14 protein-coding genes are annotated in these 14,062 nt (G+C 74.0%); 10 read left to right on the forward strand and 4 right to left on the reverse strand.

Annotated features, from left to right (window positions below; all coding sequences use genetic code 11):
• Window positions 1-329: 329 nt before the first annotated feature.
• A complete protein-coding gene (locus tag ACIPW5_RS15080) occupies window positions 330-1,085 on the forward strand; it encodes a ferritin-like fold-containing protein (protein ID WP_401244724.1) in 756 nt (251 codons plus the stop codon).
• A gap of 111 nt (window positions 1,086-1,196) precedes the next feature.
• Here ACIPW5_RS15080 and ACIPW5_RS15085 read toward each other — a convergent pair whose 3' ends face one another.
• The 4 genes from ACIPW5_RS15085 to ACIPW5_RS15100 form a co-directional block, all read right to left on the reverse strand.
• Entirely contained in the window at window positions 1,197-1,499 is a 303-nt protein-coding gene (locus tag ACIPW5_RS15085) for a hypothetical protein (RefSeq protein WP_401244725.1), read from the reverse strand.
• Window positions 1,500-1,626: 127 nt separating this feature from the next.
• Window positions 1,627-1,854 (reverse strand): DUF3107 domain-containing protein, encoded by a 228-nt coding sequence (locus ACIPW5_RS15090; protein ID WP_125822418.1) that lies wholly within the window; start codon window positions 1,852-1,854, stop codon window positions 1,627-1,629.
• A 119-nt stretch (window positions 1,855-1,973) separates the two neighbouring features.
• Window positions 1,974-2,612, reverse strand: a complete 639-nt coding sequence (locus ACIPW5_RS15095) for a TetR family transcriptional regulator (RefSeq protein WP_401244726.1) — start codon at window positions 2,610-2,612, stop codon at window positions 1,974-1,976.
• A 168-nt stretch (window positions 2,613-2,780) separates the two neighbouring features.
• A complete protein-coding gene (locus tag ACIPW5_RS15100) occupies window positions 2,781-2,996 on the reverse strand; it encodes a hypothetical protein (protein WP_401244727.1) in 216 nt (71 codons plus the stop codon).
• 132 nt (window positions 2,997-3,128) lie between these two features.
• Between ACIPW5_RS15100 and ACIPW5_RS15105 the strand changes: the two genes are divergently transcribed.
• The 9 genes from ACIPW5_RS15105 (at window position 3,129) to ACIPW5_RS15145 (ending at window position 14,037) form a co-directional block, all read left to right on the forward strand.
• Window positions 3,129-4,124: an alpha/beta fold hydrolase gene (locus tag ACIPW5_RS15105; RefSeq protein WP_401244728.1), complete on the forward strand. Its 996-nt coding sequence runs from the start codon at window positions 3,129-3,131 to the stop codon at window positions 4,122-4,124.
• A gap of 4 nt (window positions 4,125-4,128) precedes the next feature.
• Window positions 4,129-5,505: a DUF3152 domain-containing protein gene (locus ACIPW5_RS15110; protein WP_401244729.1), complete on the forward strand. Its 1,377-nt coding sequence runs from the start codon at window positions 4,129-4,131 to the stop codon at window positions 5,503-5,505.
• 70 nt (window positions 5,506-5,575) lie between these two features.
• Window positions 5,576-5,671: an Ms4533A family Cys-rich leader peptide gene (locus ACIPW5_RS15115; protein ID WP_312847459.1), complete on the forward strand. Its 96-nt coding sequence runs from the start codon at window positions 5,576-5,578 to the stop codon at window positions 5,669-5,671.
• A 192-nt stretch (window positions 5,672-5,863) separates the two neighbouring features.
• The gene (locus ACIPW5_RS15120; RefSeq protein ID WP_401244730.1) at window positions 5,864-7,618 is read left to right on the forward strand and encodes an ABC transporter substrate-binding protein; all 1,755 of its coding nucleotides are present in this window, start codon (window positions 5,864-5,866) and stop codon (window positions 7,616-7,618) included.
• The gene (locus ACIPW5_RS15125; RefSeq protein ID WP_401244731.1) at window positions 7,615-8,598 is read left to right on the forward strand and encodes an ABC transporter permease; all 984 of its coding nucleotides are present in this window, start codon (window positions 7,615-7,617) and stop codon (window positions 8,596-8,598) included. Before ACIPW5_RS15120 ends, ACIPW5_RS15125 begins: the two co-directional genes overlap by 4 nt.
• Window positions 8,595-9,587, forward strand: a complete 993-nt coding sequence (locus ACIPW5_RS15130; protein ID WP_401244732.1) for an ABC transporter permease — start codon at window positions 8,595-8,597, stop codon at window positions 9,585-9,587. Before ACIPW5_RS15125 ends, ACIPW5_RS15130 begins: the two co-directional genes overlap by 4 nt.
• Entirely contained in the window at window positions 9,584-11,245 is a 1,662-nt protein-coding gene (locus tag ACIPW5_RS15135; RefSeq protein WP_401244733.1) for a dipeptide ABC transporter ATP-binding protein, read from the forward strand. The genes ACIPW5_RS15130 and ACIPW5_RS15135 overlap by 4 nt, the downstream gene beginning before the upstream one ends.
• 177 nt (window positions 11,246-11,422) lie before the next feature.
• Window positions 11,423-13,009 (forward strand): DUF3492 domain-containing protein, encoded by a 1,587-nt coding sequence (locus ACIPW5_RS15140; protein ID WP_401244734.1) that lies wholly within the window; start codon window positions 11,423-11,425, stop codon window positions 13,007-13,009.
• Between the two features lie 182 nt (window positions 13,010-13,191).
• Entirely contained in the window at window positions 13,192-14,037 is an 846-nt protein-coding gene (locus ACIPW5_RS15145) for a hypothetical protein (RefSeq protein ID WP_401244735.1), read from the forward strand.
• The last annotated feature ends 25 nt before the right edge of the window (window positions 14,038-14,062 follow it).

The following is a 14,062-nucleotide window of genomic DNA, read 5'->3' on the forward strand; positions in this document are numbered from 1 at the left end:
CCGGGCTTGCTGTACTGCTGTGTACATACAAAGCTGCGCGGGACCACTGGCCTTCGCTCAAGCGCTTCTGCCGCTGAGGGGGCCCCTCGTGCGGATCGGTGCGCATGGACGCACCACCACACAGAGGGCGGTCGGGTGGAGCCGATCGGGCCACCGACCGGGCATCCTCATTCGGATGGCCCGCCGAGTATTCGGCAGGCGCATTACCACTGTACCCCGGAATCGCGCAGGTGTGTCGGGTGAATTCACCGGGTAGGCGTGTTTACCGGGGCGGACGGTGCGCAGGTGTGGTGACTTGTGCGGCCTTTCGGCGGGCTATTGTGCGGAGCATGTCGACCGTAGAAAACGCATCTCCCGCCGACGACGCCCAGGAGCAGCCGCAGGGCATCGCCGCCCAGGACTGGGCGACGGCCTCCGCCTCCCCCCAGTACCGCGCCGCCGTCGTGGACCTGCTCGGCGCGCTGGCGTACGGGGAGCTCGCGGCCTTCGAGCGCCTGGCGGAGGACGCGAAGCTCGCGCCCGGCCTGGCCGACAAGGCAGAGCTGGCGAAGATGGCCTCCGCCGAATTCCACCACTTCGAGCGGCTCCGGGACCGCCTCGCGGCGATCGACGCCGAGCCGACGGCCGCGATGGAGCCCTTCGCCAAGGGCGTGGACGACTTCCACCGCCAGACCGCCCCCTCCGACTGGCTGGAGGGCCTGGTCAAGGCCTACGTCGGCGACTCGATCGCCAGCGACTTCTACCGCGAGGTCGCCACCCACCTCGACACCGACACCCGCGCCCTGGTCGTCGGCGTCCTCGACGACACCGGCCACGGCGGCTTCGCCGTCGAGAAGGTCCGCGCCGCGATCGAGGCCGACCCGCGCTGCGGCGGCCGGCTCGCGCTGTGGGCCCGCCGGCTCATGGGCGAGGCCCTCTCGCAGGCGCAGCGCGTGGTCGCCGAGCGCGACGCGCTGTCCACCATGCTGGTCGGCGGCGTCGACGGGATGGCGGCCGGCTTCGACCTGGCGGCGGTCGGCGAGATGTTCACCCGGATCACCAAGGCGCACACCAAGCGCATGGCCGCCCTGGGCCTCGCGGCCTGAGCCCGGCCGGGCGGTTACCGGGCCGGGATGGGTCGGGGGTGGCGCCCCGGCCCGGAGGCCCGTGGCGGCCGCGCCCCCGCGGGCACCGCTCAAGCGCCGCGCGAGTCCCGCTCAGCCCCCCGACGAGAGCGAAAACGGAGCGCGCCGGGGGGACCTCCCGGAGCCGGTGGCGGGGCGCAGCAGCAGGGACAGCACGACGGCCGAGACGCCGACGCCGCCCAGCAGCGTCGCGAACAGGGTGTTGTGCCCCGGGCCCAGCGACATGTGCGTCAGGTACGCCCCGAACAGGGCGCCGACCACCCCGCTGACCAGCACCGTTTTGGTGGAGGGCAGGCGCGTCGCGAGGAGTCGCGAGGCGAGACCGGCCAGGGCGAGGCCGAGCAGACCGGAGCCGAGCGCCTCCATCAGCAGCATCTGGTCTCTCCCATGTGTCGGGGCGAACCGGGTCACTGCGGTCCTACCCGAAGCGGAAGAAAGGGAAACGGCCCGGCGGAACCATCCGCCGGGCCGTTTCCTTCGTTCCCAGGTGCCTCGAAGAGCGTCAGAGCGCCCCGAAACCGACCTTGCGCACGCTCGGCTCGCCCAGGTCGACGTACGACAGGCGGTCGGACGGCACGAGGACCTTGCGGCCCTTGACGTCGGTCAGGCTCAGCAGCGGCGCCGTACCGGACAGCGCGGCGGCCACGAGGGCCTCCAGCTCCTCGGCGCTCAGGTCGCTCTCCAGCACGATCTCCCGGGGTGCGTGCTGCACGCCGATCTTGACCTCCACGGCTTTGTCCCTCCGACGGTCCGGTTCGCGCGATCAGCCGCGCCGTACGCGGTCCACATTAGCCCGGAGAGGGGACACGATCGGCTCGCGGCGGACACGCTGGCAGCGAACAGGGCCGGTCAGGCCTCCGTGCCGTGCAGCGGGAAGCCGGCGATGCCGCGCCACGCCAGCGAGGTCAGCAGCCCCACCGCCGTGTCACGGGCCACCGGGCTCTCGCTGGAGAGCCAGTACCGGGCCACGACCTGCGAGACCCCGCCCAGGCCCACCGCCAGCAGCATCGACTCGTCCTTCGACAGGCCGGTGTCCTCGGCGATCACGTCCGAGATGGCCTCGGCGCACTGGAGCGAGACCCGGTCCACGCGCTCGCGCACCGCCGGCTCGTTCGTCAGGTCCGACTCGAAGACCAGCCGGAACGCACCGCCCTCGTCCTCGACGTACGCGAAGTAGGCGTCCATCGTCGCCGCCACGCGCAGCTTGTTGTCGCTCGTGGACTCCAGCGCCCCGCGCACCGCCGAGAGCAGGTTCTCGCAGTGCTGGTCCAGCAGCGCCAGGTACAGGTCGAGCTTGCCGGGGAAGTGCTGGTACAGCACCGGCTTGCTGACCCCGGCGCGCTCGGCGATGTCGTCCATCGCCGCCGCGTGGTAGCCCTGGGCGACGAAAACCTCCTGGGCCGCGCCCAGCAGCTGGTTGCGCCGGGCACGGCGCGGCAGCCGCGTACCCCGCGGACGCGCTGCCTCGGTCTGCTCGATGGCTGTCACGCCGCCTCCCACTTTCTCTAAGAACACAGTGCGCTCTGCGCCGCGCCGCCATCGTACTTTTCGGTAACCGGATCTGGTGGGTTCAAGCCGAGTTTTCTCGCGGTACGGACCGCTTGGACACACGCCGGACACGCTGGTCAGCGCCCGTCGGAGCGGGGGCGGCGGCGGTCAGCGGTAGTCCTCCTCGTCCAGCGGGACCACCCGGGCCTGCTCCGCGGCGTCCGCCTCCGGAGCCTCGCCCGTGTCCAGGCCGACGACCGGGTCGTCCTCCTGCGGCTGGATCTCGATGTACTGCTCGGCGGCGTCCGCCTCCGGAGCCTCGGCGCCGAGGGCGTCCCGGAACCGCTCCCGGAAGGTGTCCGGCTCCGCGGGGTCCACAGTCATTCCGCTCGCCTCGCCTTCGCTCGTGCTCACTTACGAGCCTAGGAGGATCGGGAGTGCGCCGCCAGACGTCCTGTGACCGCGAACACAAGCGAACGCAAGGGGCCGGGCGTGATCGTCTCGTAACATTGGCCCATGTCTTCGACCGAGCCGCCGGGCGTGCGGTCCACCGCCGGAGCGGCCTCCCAGACGGGTGCCGCCCGGGTGGCCGAGGGGGAGCAGCTGCGCACCGTCGCACTGCCGGGCCTGGAAATGAACGTACGTTTCCGGCCACCGCTGCGGGAGGGGCTGCCGCCGGCGCTGTTCGTGCACGGACTCGGCGGTTCCTCCCAGAACTGGTCGGCCCTCATGGAGCTGCTCGCCGGCACCGTCGACGGCGAGGCCGTGGACCTGCCCGGATTCGGCTGGTCCCCGCCGGCCGCCGACCGGGACTACTCGGTGACCGCGCTCGCCCGCGCCGTCATCCGCCACCTCGACGCCGCCGGCCGCGGCCCGGTGCACCTCTTCGGCAACTCCCTCGGCGGTGCCGTCTCCACCCGCGTCGCGGCCGTCCGGCCCGACCTGGTGCGGACCCTGACGCTCGTCTCGCCCGCGCTGCCCGAGCTGCGCGTGCAGAAGTCGGCCGTGCCCACCGCCCTGCTGGCGCTGCCCGGCGTGGCCGCGCTGTTCGGCCGGCTCACGGTCGGGCTGACGGCCGAACAACGCACCCGGGGGGTGACGGACCTCTGTTACGGGGACCCCTCCCGGGTGACGCAGGAGGGCTTCCGCGCCGCCGTCGAGGAGATGGAGCGGCGCATGGCGCTGCCCTGGTTCTGGGACGCGATGAGCCGTTCCTCGCGGGGCATCGTCGACGCGTACACCCTCGGCGGGCAACACGGACTGTGGAGCCAGGCGCAGCGCGTGCTCGCGCCGACCCTCCTCGTCTACGGTGGGCGCGACCAACTGGTCTCGTACCGTATGGCGCGCAAGGCCGCCGCGCACTTCCGCGGTTCGCGGCTGCTGAGCCTGCCCGAGGCCGGGCACGTGGCGATGATGGAGTACCCCGAGGTGGTGGCGGCGGCCTTCCAGGAGCTGCTGCGCGACACCGCCGGGCGGGAAACCGACCGAAGTACCGAAGACGGCAAGGGCTGAGGACGTGGGACGACATAGTCGCAAGGGCTCGGCCCCGGTCCGTCCGCAGCCGGAGCCCGAGGCGCCGCAGGCGCCGTACGAGCCGCAGGGGTACGCGGCCGACCCCTACGGGGACGGGCTGTACGCCCCCGACCCGTACGAGCCGACGCCCGCACCGCACGGGGGGCCGTGGCCCGGCGACGGGCACGGGGCCGCCGAGCCGACCGTCGTCCACCAGGGGTACGCGCCCCCGAGCGCGGCCCGCCCCGCCGGCCACCCCGGGCACCGGGAGGACGGCGGCGCCTGGGGCACCGCCCCGGCCCCCGCGCCCGCCGACGTGTACGGCGACTGGCGCGGCGTCCCGCGCATCGGCACCCCCCGGGCCGCGTCCGTCGCCGCAGCCGCCCCGGCCGCCCCGTCGGCGCCGCGCACCGCCACCCCGGCCGTCGGCACCCCCGTGGCCGGTGCCGCGCCGGAGCCCGCCCCGCACGACCCCTTCACCTCGACCGGTTCGCACCGCCGGGTGCCCGGACCCCGCAAGGCCGAGCCGGACGCCGCCGCGCCCGCGAGCGGCCGCGGCACGAAGATCCGTACGTACACCGGCATGGCCGCGGCGGCCGTCACCACCGTGCTCGCCGTCGTCGTGGCCGGACAGGTCGCCGCCGACTCCGACTCCGACACCGCCGCCCGCGCCGCCGGGGACGACGCCCCGCAGCGCACCCAGACCGACAGCTCCCCGGCCTCCCGCTCCGACGGCCGCGCGACCCCCTCCGTCCCGCCGGCCGCGGCCGCGCAGCCGGCGACGTACGAGCAGCAGATGGCGCAGCAGCTGCCCATCGACGCGAAGCTCGCCGGTCCGGGGGCCTTCGACACCGTGCCCGGCGTGGCCAAGGCCCCGGGCAAGGGGAAGAAGGTGCGCTACCGGGTCGACGTGGAGCAGGGACTCGGCATGGACGCGCAGCTGTTCGCCGACGCCGTGCAGCGCACCCTCAACGACCCCCGCAGCTGGTCCCACGGGGACGCGATGACCTTCGAGCGGGTGCCGGGCGGCGAGGCCGAGTTCGTGATCACCCTGGCCAGCCCCGGGACCACCGGCGTCTGGTGCGCCAAGTCCGGGCTCGACACCACGATCGACAACGTCTCCTGCGACTCCGCGTCCACGGAGCGCGTGATGATCAACGCCTTCCGGTGGGGTCAGGGCTCGCAGACCTACGGCGCGGACCAGATGCTCGCCTACCGGCAGATGCTCATCAACCACGAGGTGGGACACCGGCTCGGCCACGGGCACGTCAGCTGCCAGACCCCCGGAGCCCTCGCGCCGATCATGCAGCAGCAGACGAAGTCCCTCGACATCGACAACATCCACTGCAAGCCCAACCCCTGGGTCTACCCCGGGAGTTGACCGAACAGCGTGGTCGGGCGGCTCGTTCCTTCGTTGACAAGCCGTCCGATCATCGGTAATTGTTCTCCGCATGTCGCACCGCCACACCTCCGCCGCGAGCGCCGCCATAGAGCTGGCGCTCCTCGGTGTGGCCGCGCACAGCGTGGCCGACATCTTCTGTCGCTGACGCCTGTCCTGAGCGCGCGACCACCCTTTCTTTCCTTGGCTTCGCCGCGCCCGGGCACTTCCCCTGCCCGCGGGCGCGGCTTCCTGCTTCCCCTTCCCGGTCTCCGGCACCCTGTGCGCCGCTGATGCCGGACGCCGTCTCCCGCGTGGCCCCCGACGTATCTCCTTCCACGCCGAGAGGTCCCGTTTCCCCATGCTTTCCGCCGGTTCATCCCGCCAGTCCCGCATATCGCGCCGCATCGCCGCGGTCACCGTCAGCCTCGTCCTGGCCGGGGGCGCCGCGGCGTGCGGGCCCGAGGACGCGGCGGACAAGACCGGCGGCGAGGGCGGCAAGCCCGGCGCCGCGGGCGCCCCGCAGAAGGGCGGCACCCTCACCGTCCTCAACGCCGAACCGCAGAACGACTTCGACCCGGCCCGGCTCTACACCTCCGGCGGCGGAAACGTCCCCTCGCTGGTCTTCCGCACGCTGACCACCCGCAACCGCGAGGACGGCCCGGCCGGCGCCAAGGTCGTCCCCGACCTGGCCACCGACCTCGGCAAGCCCAACGCCGACGCCACCGAATGGACGTACACGCTCAAGGACGGGCTGAAGTACGAGGACGGCAGCCCGATCACCACCGCCGACATCAAGTACGGCATCGAGCGCTCCTTCGCCGCCGAACTCTCCGGCGGCGCCCCCTACCTGAGGGACTGGCTGGTCGGCGGCGAGACCTACGAGGGCCCCTACAAGGACGGCGGCAAGGGCCTCGACTCCATCGTGGTCCCCGACGCGAAAACCATCGTCTTCAAACTCCGCAAGCCCGAGGGCGAGTTCCCCTTCCTCGCCACCCAGACGCAGTTCGCCCCCGTCCCCAAGGCCAAGGACACCGGCGCCAAGTACGAGGAGCACCCCGTCTCCTCCGGCCCGTACAAGGTCGTCAAGAACACCGGCGACGGCGAGTCCCTGCTCCTGGAGCGCAACGAGCACTGGGACCCGAAGACCGACGAGGAACGCAAGGCCTACCCGGACCGGATCGACGTCCGCTCCGGCCTCGACGCCGCCGTCATCAACCAGCGGCTCTCCACCAGCTCCGGCCCCGACGCCGCCGCCATCACCACCGACACCAACCTCGGCCCCGCCGAACTCGCCCAGATCGGCGACAACAAGGAACTGGCCTCCCGCGTCGGCACCGGCCACTTCGGCTACGTCAACTACCTGGCCTTCAACCCGAAGGCCGCCCCCTTCGACAACCCGAAGGTCCGCCAGGCGATCTCGTACGCGATCAACCGCACCAGCGTGGTCAACGCCGCCGGCGGCTCCGCCCTCGCCGAGCCGGCCACCACCTTCCTCCCCGAGCGCGAGGCCTTCGGGTACGCGCCGTACGACCACTTCCCGGCGGGCAAGACCGGCAACCCGGCCAAGGCCAAGGAACTGCTGAAGGAGGCGGGCTTCCCCGACGGGCTCACCGTCACCCTCACCCACTCCAACGCCCAGAACCGCCAGACCGGCCCCGAGATCGCCACCGCCGTCCAGCAGGCCCTCGCCGCCGCCGGCATCACCGTCAAGCTGGAGGGCCTGGAGAACAACGCGTTCAACGAGCGCCGCTGGGACGCCAAGAACACCCCCGGCTTCTTCCTCTCCCGCTGGGGCGCCGACTGGCCCTCCGGCGGCCCCTTCCTCGCCCCGATCTTCGACGGCCGGCAGATCGTCACCAACGGCTCCAACTACAACCACGCGCAGCTGAACGACCCGGCCGTGAACACCGAGATCGACGAGATCGCCAAGCTCACCGACCTCGCGGCGGCCGGTAAGCGCTGGGGCGCACTCGACAAGAAGATCGGCGAGCAGGCCCTCGACATCCCGCTCTTCCACCCGGTCTACAAGCGGCTCGTCGGCAAGGACGTCAAGAACGTCGTCATCAGCGACTGGACCGGCGTCCTCGACATCTCGCAGGTCGCGGTCAAGTGACCCGGCTCCTCGACGGGCCGGTACCGCCGGTCGGGGCCCCCGCCCCGGCCGGCGGCGCCGGCCGCCAGGTCTGGCGGCGGCTGCGCGCGCGGCCGTCCGCCGCCGCGGCCGCCACGGTCCTGGCCCTCCTCGTCCTCCTCGCCCTCGCCGCCCCCCTCATCACCCAGCTCACCGGACAGGACCCGAACACCTACCACGACGACCTCGTCGACTCGGCCCGCGGCGGCGTCCCCCTCGGCTCCTTCGGCGGCATCTCCGCCGACCACTGGCTCGGCGTCGAACCGGGCACCGGCCGCGACCTGTTCACCCGGCTCCTCCACGGCGCGCGCATCTCCCTGCTCGTCGCCCTCGGCGCCGTCGCCGTGCAGATCGCCGTCGGGGTCGGCGTGGGCATCGCCGCCGCGCTCGGCAACCGCTTCCTCGGACAGCTCATCGGCCGCTTCACCGACGTGATGATCGCCCTGCCCATGCTGGTGATCGCCATCGCCCTCACCGCCGTCGTCCCGTCCGGCTTCCCCCGCCCGCTGCTGCTGGTCCTCGTCATCGGCCTCTTCGACTGGGGCGGCACCGCCCGCATGGTGCGCTCCCAGACCCTCGCCCTGAACGGCCTGGACTTCGTCGCAGCCGCCCGGCTCTCCGGCTGGGGACCCCTGCGCGTCGCCCGCCGCGAACTGCTGCCCTCCCTCGCCGCGCCCGTCATCACCCTCGCCGCGATCAAGGTCCCCGGCGCCATGGTGGCCGAGGCCTCGCTCTCCTTCCTCGGCGTCGGGGTGAAACCGCCCACCCCCTCCTGGGGGCAGATGCTCTCCAGCGCGCAGACCTGGTTCCGCGCCGACCCCGCCTACGTCCTGCTCCCCGCCGGGCTGCTCTTCGTCACCGTGCTCGCCTTCACCGTCCTCGGCGACGCGGTCCGCTCGGCCCTCGACCCGCGCGAGGCGTCGCGCCTGCGGGTCGGCACTGGAAAGGAGCGCACCGCGTGATCCGCTTCGTCCTCAAGCGCGCGGTCGGCGCCCTGTTCGTGCTGCTCGCCCTGTCCGTCCTCGTCTACGCCCTCTTCTACGTCGTCCCCGGCGACCCCGCCCGCCTCGCCTGCGGGGAGCGCTGCAACCCGCAGCAGATCGCCCAGGTCCGCGAACAGCTCGGCCTGGGCGACCCCGTCGTCACCCAGTACCTGCACTTCCTCCAGGGACTGGTGGCCGGCCGGGACTACTCCGCCGGCGCCGGGATCGTCCAGCACTGCGACGCGCCCTGCCTCGGGTTCTCGTACCAGAACGACCGGCAGGTCACCCTGCTGCTCCTGGAACGGCTGCCCGCCACCTTCTCGCTCGCCCTCGGCGCCCTCGCCATCTGGCTCGTCGTCGGCGTCGGCACCGGCCTGCTGTCCGCGCTGCGGCGCGGCGGGGCCACCGAGCGGGCGCTGACCGTGCTCACCCTCGCCGGCACCGGCACGCCCGTCTTCATCCTCGGGCTGCTGCTGCTCATGACCGTCTGCGCCCACCTGCGCTGGCTGCCCTTCCCGACGTACGTCCCCTTCGGCGAGGACCCCGAGCAGTGGGCCTGGAACCTGCTGCTGCCCTGGGTGACGCTCGGCCTGTTCGAAAGCGCCAAGTACGCCCGCCTCACCCGCAGTTCCACCCTGGAGACCCTCGCCGAGGACCACATCCGCACCTTCCGCGCCTACGGAGTCCCGGAACGGGCCGTCGTCACCCGGCACGCGGTCCGCGGCGCCCTCGGACCCGTGATCGCCCTCAGCGCCGTGGACTTCGGCACCCTGATCGGAGGCGCCGTGCTCACCGAATCCCTCTTCGGGATCCCCGGCCTCGGCAAGACCCTCATCGACGGCGTGCGGGTCGTGGACCTGCCCGTCGTGGTCGGCGTCGTCCTCGCCATCGGCGCCGCCGTCGTCATCGCGGGCGCCGTCGCCGACCTGCTCCACGCCCTCGCCGACCGAAGGGTGGCCCTCGCATGACCGGCCCGCTGGTGGACGTCACCGACCTCGTGGTCGAATTCCCGTCCGGCGGTCCCGGCCGGTACGCACGGGCCGTGGACGGGGTCTCCTTCACCCTGGAACCCGGCCGCGCCCTGGGCATCGTCGGGGAGTCCGGCAGCGGCAAGTCCACCGTCGCCGCCGCCCTGCTCGGCCTGCACCACGGCACCGGCGCGCGCCTGACCGGCACCGTCCGCGTCGACGGCACCGACCTGGCGCACGCCGACCCGGCCCGGCTGCGCGCCCTGCGCGGCGGGACCGCCGCCATGGTCTTCCAGGACCCCCTCAGCTCCCTCGACCCCTACCAGGCGATCGGCGACCAGATCGCCGAGGTGTACCGGGTCCACACCACCGCCTCCCGCCGGGCCGCCCGGGCCCGGGCGGTCGAGGTCCTGGACCGCGTCGGCATCCCCGACGCGGTGCGCCGCTCCCGCGCCCGGCCCCACGAATTCAGCGGCGGCATGCGCCAGCGCGCCCTCATCGCCATGGCGCTGGCCTGCGCACCGCGGCTGCTGATCGCCGACGAGCCGACCACCGCCCTCGACGTCACCGTCCAGGCCCAGATCCTGGACCTGCTGCACGGACTCCGCCAGGAGCACGGCCTCGGACTGCTGCTGGTCACCCACGACGTGGGCGTCGCGGCCGAGAGCGTGGACGAACTGCTGGTCATGCGGAACGGCGCCGCCGTGGAACGGGGACCCGTCCGCTCGGTCCTCTCCGACCCGCAGGCCCCCTACACCCGGGACCTGCTGGCGGCCGTACCGCGGCTGGACGCCCCGCGCACCCCCCGGCTGCGGGTGGTCGCCGGCTCCGGCCCCGCCGGTGCGGCCGAGCCGGCGGCCCCCGTGGTCGAAGCCGTCGGCCTGCGCCGGGACTTCGGCCGAGGCAGGCGCAGGGTCAGCGCGGTGGCCGGGGTCTCCCTCACCGTCCGGGCCGGCGAGACCCTCGGCATCGTCGGCGAGAGCGGCAGCGGCAAGAGCACCCTCGGGCGGATGCTCGTCGGACTGCTGGAGCCCACCTCGGGGCAGGTACGGCACGACGGGACCGAGGCCAGGGGCATCGCGGACGGCGTCCAGATGGTCTTCCAGGACCCCGTCTCCTCCCTCAACCCGCGCCGCTCCGTCGGCGAGTCCATCGCCGATCCGCTGCGCGCCGCCGGAGAGCGCGACGAGGCCGTGATCCGCGCCCGGGTCGAGGGGCTGCTGACCCGCGTCGGCCTGGAGCCCGGCCACTACGACCGCTACCCGCACGAGTTCAGCGGCGGCCAGCGCCAGCGCGTCGGCATCGCCCGCGCCCTGGCGCCCCGGCCCCGGCTGATCGTCTGCGACGAGCCGGTGTCCGCCCTCGACGTCACCACCCAGGCACAGGTCACCGCCCTGCTCGCGGAACTCCAGCGGGAACTGGGCATCGCGCTCGTCTTCATCGCGCACGACCTCGCGGTGGTCCGGCAGGTCAGCGACCGGGTCGCCGTCATGCGCGGCGGGGTGGTCGTGGAGGAGGGACCGGTGGAGGAGGTGTACGGCCGGCCCGCCCACGCGTACACGCGACAGCTCCTCGACGCCGTCCCGGCACTCGACCCGGCCCTCGCCGCCGAACGCCGCTCGGCACGCCTGACCGAACGCCAGGAGGCCTACGCGTAACACCCTTCTTAGCGTGCTCGAACGCGAACCGTACGGGAAAGTTACGACTCTTCACCCCTTCCGGTGGCGCGACGGACAACCGTCCGTCGCGCCACCGGCGCATCCGCTTGAGTTCTCCCGCGGCGGGTCGCCGGACCGACGGCGGCCGCCAGGAACGGGAGATCGGGGGTGCCACTCGTGCGGATCGGACTGGTCACGGAAGGTGGTTATCCGTATGCGGCGGGCGAGGCGAGGCTCTGGTGCGACCGGCTCGTGCGCGGGCTGCCCCGGCACGAGTTCGAGCTCTACGCACTGAGCCGCAGCGCCGGACAGGAGGAGAGCGGCCGGGTCACGCTCCCGCGGCACGTCACCCGGGTGCGCACCGCCCCGCTGTGGGCCCCCGCGGACGACGGCCGCACGCACTCCCGCCGCGAGCGCCGGCGCTTCGCCGCATGCTTCGCGGAGCTGGTCCGGGGGATCTGCGCGGGGGAGCCCGACGCCTTCGCCGCCGGACTGTACGGGCTCGCCGAACTCGCCCGCGACCAGGGCGGGATGTACGCCGCCCTGCGCTCCGAGACGGCCGTGCGGGCGGTCGAGTCCGGCTGCCGGGCCCCCGGCGCGGGCCGCGCCGTCCAGGACGCGCGGGTCCCGGACCTGCTGGAGTTCGTGGACGAACTGGAGCGCGCGCTGCGGCCCCTGTCCCTCGACTGGTACGAGGACGAGGGCCTCGGCCGGGCCGACGTCTGCCACGCCGCCGCCGGCGGGGTCGCCGCCGTTCCCGGACTGCTGGCCAAACGCTTCTTCGGGGTCCCGCTGCTGGTCACCGAGTACGGCGTCCAGCTCCGCGCCCACTACCTGGAACAGCGCGAGGACACCCGGCCCGCCGTCCGCGCCCTGCTGGCCGCCTTCCACGTCCGCCTCGCCGGGGAGATCTACGCCCGCGCCGACCTCCTCACCCCCGGCAACGCGCACGCCCGCCGCTGGCAGGAACGCTGCGGGGCGCCCCGGGAACGCCTGCGGACGGTCTACCCGGGCATGGAGGCGGACCGATTCGCCGTCGTCGGCGAGGACCCCGACCGCGGGGACCCCGACACCCTGGTGTGGGCCGGGCGGATCGAGCCGTCCAAGGACCTGATCGGGCTGCTGCACGCCTTCGCGGAGGTCCGCCGGGCCGCCCCGCACACCCGGCTGCGGATCTTCGCCTCGGCGGCGGCCCCCGGATACCTCGCGGACTGCCGCTCGCTGGCCGCGCAGCTCTTCCCCGACGAGGCCGCCGACGCGCGGACCGTGGGGGAGAGCCCCGTCACCTTCGAGGAGATCGGCGGGCCCGAGGCGGCCTCGCCGGCCGAGGCGTACGGGGCCGGGCGGATCGTGCTGCTGTCCTCGGTGGTCGAGGGCTTCCCCATCACCCTGGCGGAGGCCATGTTCTGCGGCCGGGCCACCGTCTCCACGGACGTGGGGGCCGTACGGGAGGTCATCGGCGGCACCGGGCTCGTCGTCCCGCCGCGCAACCCCCGGGCACTGGCCGAGTCCTGCCTCGCGCTGCTGGCGGACCCCGAACGGGCCCAGCGGCTGGGCGCCGCCGCCCGGGCGAGGGCCCTCGAACTGTTCACCGTCGAGCAGAACGTGGCGGCCTTCGAGGAGAGCTACCTGCGGCTCCTGGCCGCCAGTTCCTCACGGGGGGCGGGGGACGTCCCCTTCGAGCGGCCCGCCGAGGCCATGGTCCCCGGACCGTGGGTCGCCCATGCGGCCGGTCCGGGGCTGATTCCGGAGGTGCGGGCATGACGACGTCGGACATCGCAGGTGCGGCGCCGCTGCCGGGGGCTCTGCCCCCGGACCCCCGCGCCTCAATCGCCGGCGGGGCTGAATTCTCCGGACCCGGACCCGGGACCTTAAGTGCCGGCGGGGCTGGGCCCTCCGGGGCCGCGGGGACTCGGCGGAAGGGGGGCGGGGATCCCGTCAAGGCGTTGTTGCACCGGCACCGGGAGCTCTGTGAGCGGGCCGTCGACCCGCTGGAGATCGCCGCCGGGCTGGAGGCGCACGGGATCACCGACCGGACCGCCGCGCGGTTCCGGCACCGGGACGTCTTCGGCCTCGCCGAGGAGCTGTACGCCCGGACCCCGCGCGGCGAGGTCCCCGACGACGTGGCCGTGCGGCCCCCGGCCAGGACCCGGGCGGTGCGCGGCTTCGGGTACGCCCTGCTGCCCGGCGCCCTCGCCCTCGGGGCAGCCGCCGCCGGGGTGCCGGCGGCGGGAGCCCTCGCGGCGCTCCTCACCGCCGCCGCGCTGGTCTGGCCCGGGCGGAGCGCCGGCGGGCGCTTCCCCTATACCGCCCACCTGCTGGCGGCCGCCGCCGTCGGCTGGGCCGTCCACCGGCACGGTCCGGCCCTCGGCGCCGCCCTCGCGCTGGCCGTCGCCCCCGGACACCTCGCCGGGGTCCTCTACGCCGCCCGGGCCCGCCGCCGGCTCGCCGGGTGCCGGGCCCTGGAGGACTTCGCCGCCGGGGCACGGCCGCTGCTCGCCGGGATCCTCCTGCTGTTCACCGCGGCCGCCACGGGGGCGGCCGCGGTCACCGCAGCCGCCCCCGGGACGGCGGTGCCGCTCGCGGTGCTGCTGTTCCTGGCCCGGCTGCTGCTGCGGCACGGCGCGCACCGCACGCCCGTCGCCGCCGCCCTGGCCCTCGCCCTCGTCCCGGACCCGGCGGCGGTCCTCGCCGCCGTGGCGGGACTCCTCGTACACGCCTTCCTCGCGCTGTCCCGTGCCTCCGCACACGCGCGTCACCGGCCCCACCGACACCAAGGAGAAACAGCATGACCGGCCAGCCAATCGACCAAGGGGT

Origin of the sequence: Streptomyces sp. NPDC090077 (genome assembly GCF_044747545.1) — a bacterium.
Taxonomy (GTDB): Bacteria; Actinomycetota; Actinomycetes; order Streptomycetales; family Streptomycetaceae; genus Streptomyces.

Bases quoted from the DNA above. Each gene is read 5' to 3' on its own strand.
- ACIPW5_RS15080 (WP_401244724.1), top strand. From the start codon at position 330: ATGTCGACCGTAGAAAACGCATCTCCCGCCGACGACGCCCAGGAGCAG.
- ACIPW5_RS15085 (WP_401244725.1), bottom strand. From the start codon at position 1,499: ATGCTGCTGATGGAGGCGCTCGGCTCCGGTCTGCTCGGCCTCGCCCTG.
- ACIPW5_RS15100 (WP_401244727.1), bottom strand. From the start codon at position 2,996: ATGACTGTGGACCCCGCGGAGCCGGACACCTTCCGGGAGCGGTTCCGG.
- ACIPW5_RS15105 (WP_401244728.1), top strand. From the start codon at position 3,129: ATGTCTTCGACCGAGCCGCCGGGCGTGCGGTCCACCGCCGGAGCGGCC.
- ACIPW5_RS15115 (WP_312847459.1), top strand. From the start codon at position 5,576: ATGTCGCACCGCCACACCTCCGCCGCGAGCGCCGCCATAGAGCTGGCG.
- ACIPW5_RS15120 (WP_401244730.1), top strand. From the start codon at position 5,864: ATGCTTTCCGCCGGTTCATCCCGCCAGTCCCGCATATCGCGCCGCATC.
- ACIPW5_RS15135 (WP_401244733.1), top strand. From the start codon at position 9,584: ATGACCGGCCCGCTGGTGGACGTCACCGACCTCGTGGTCGAATTCCCG.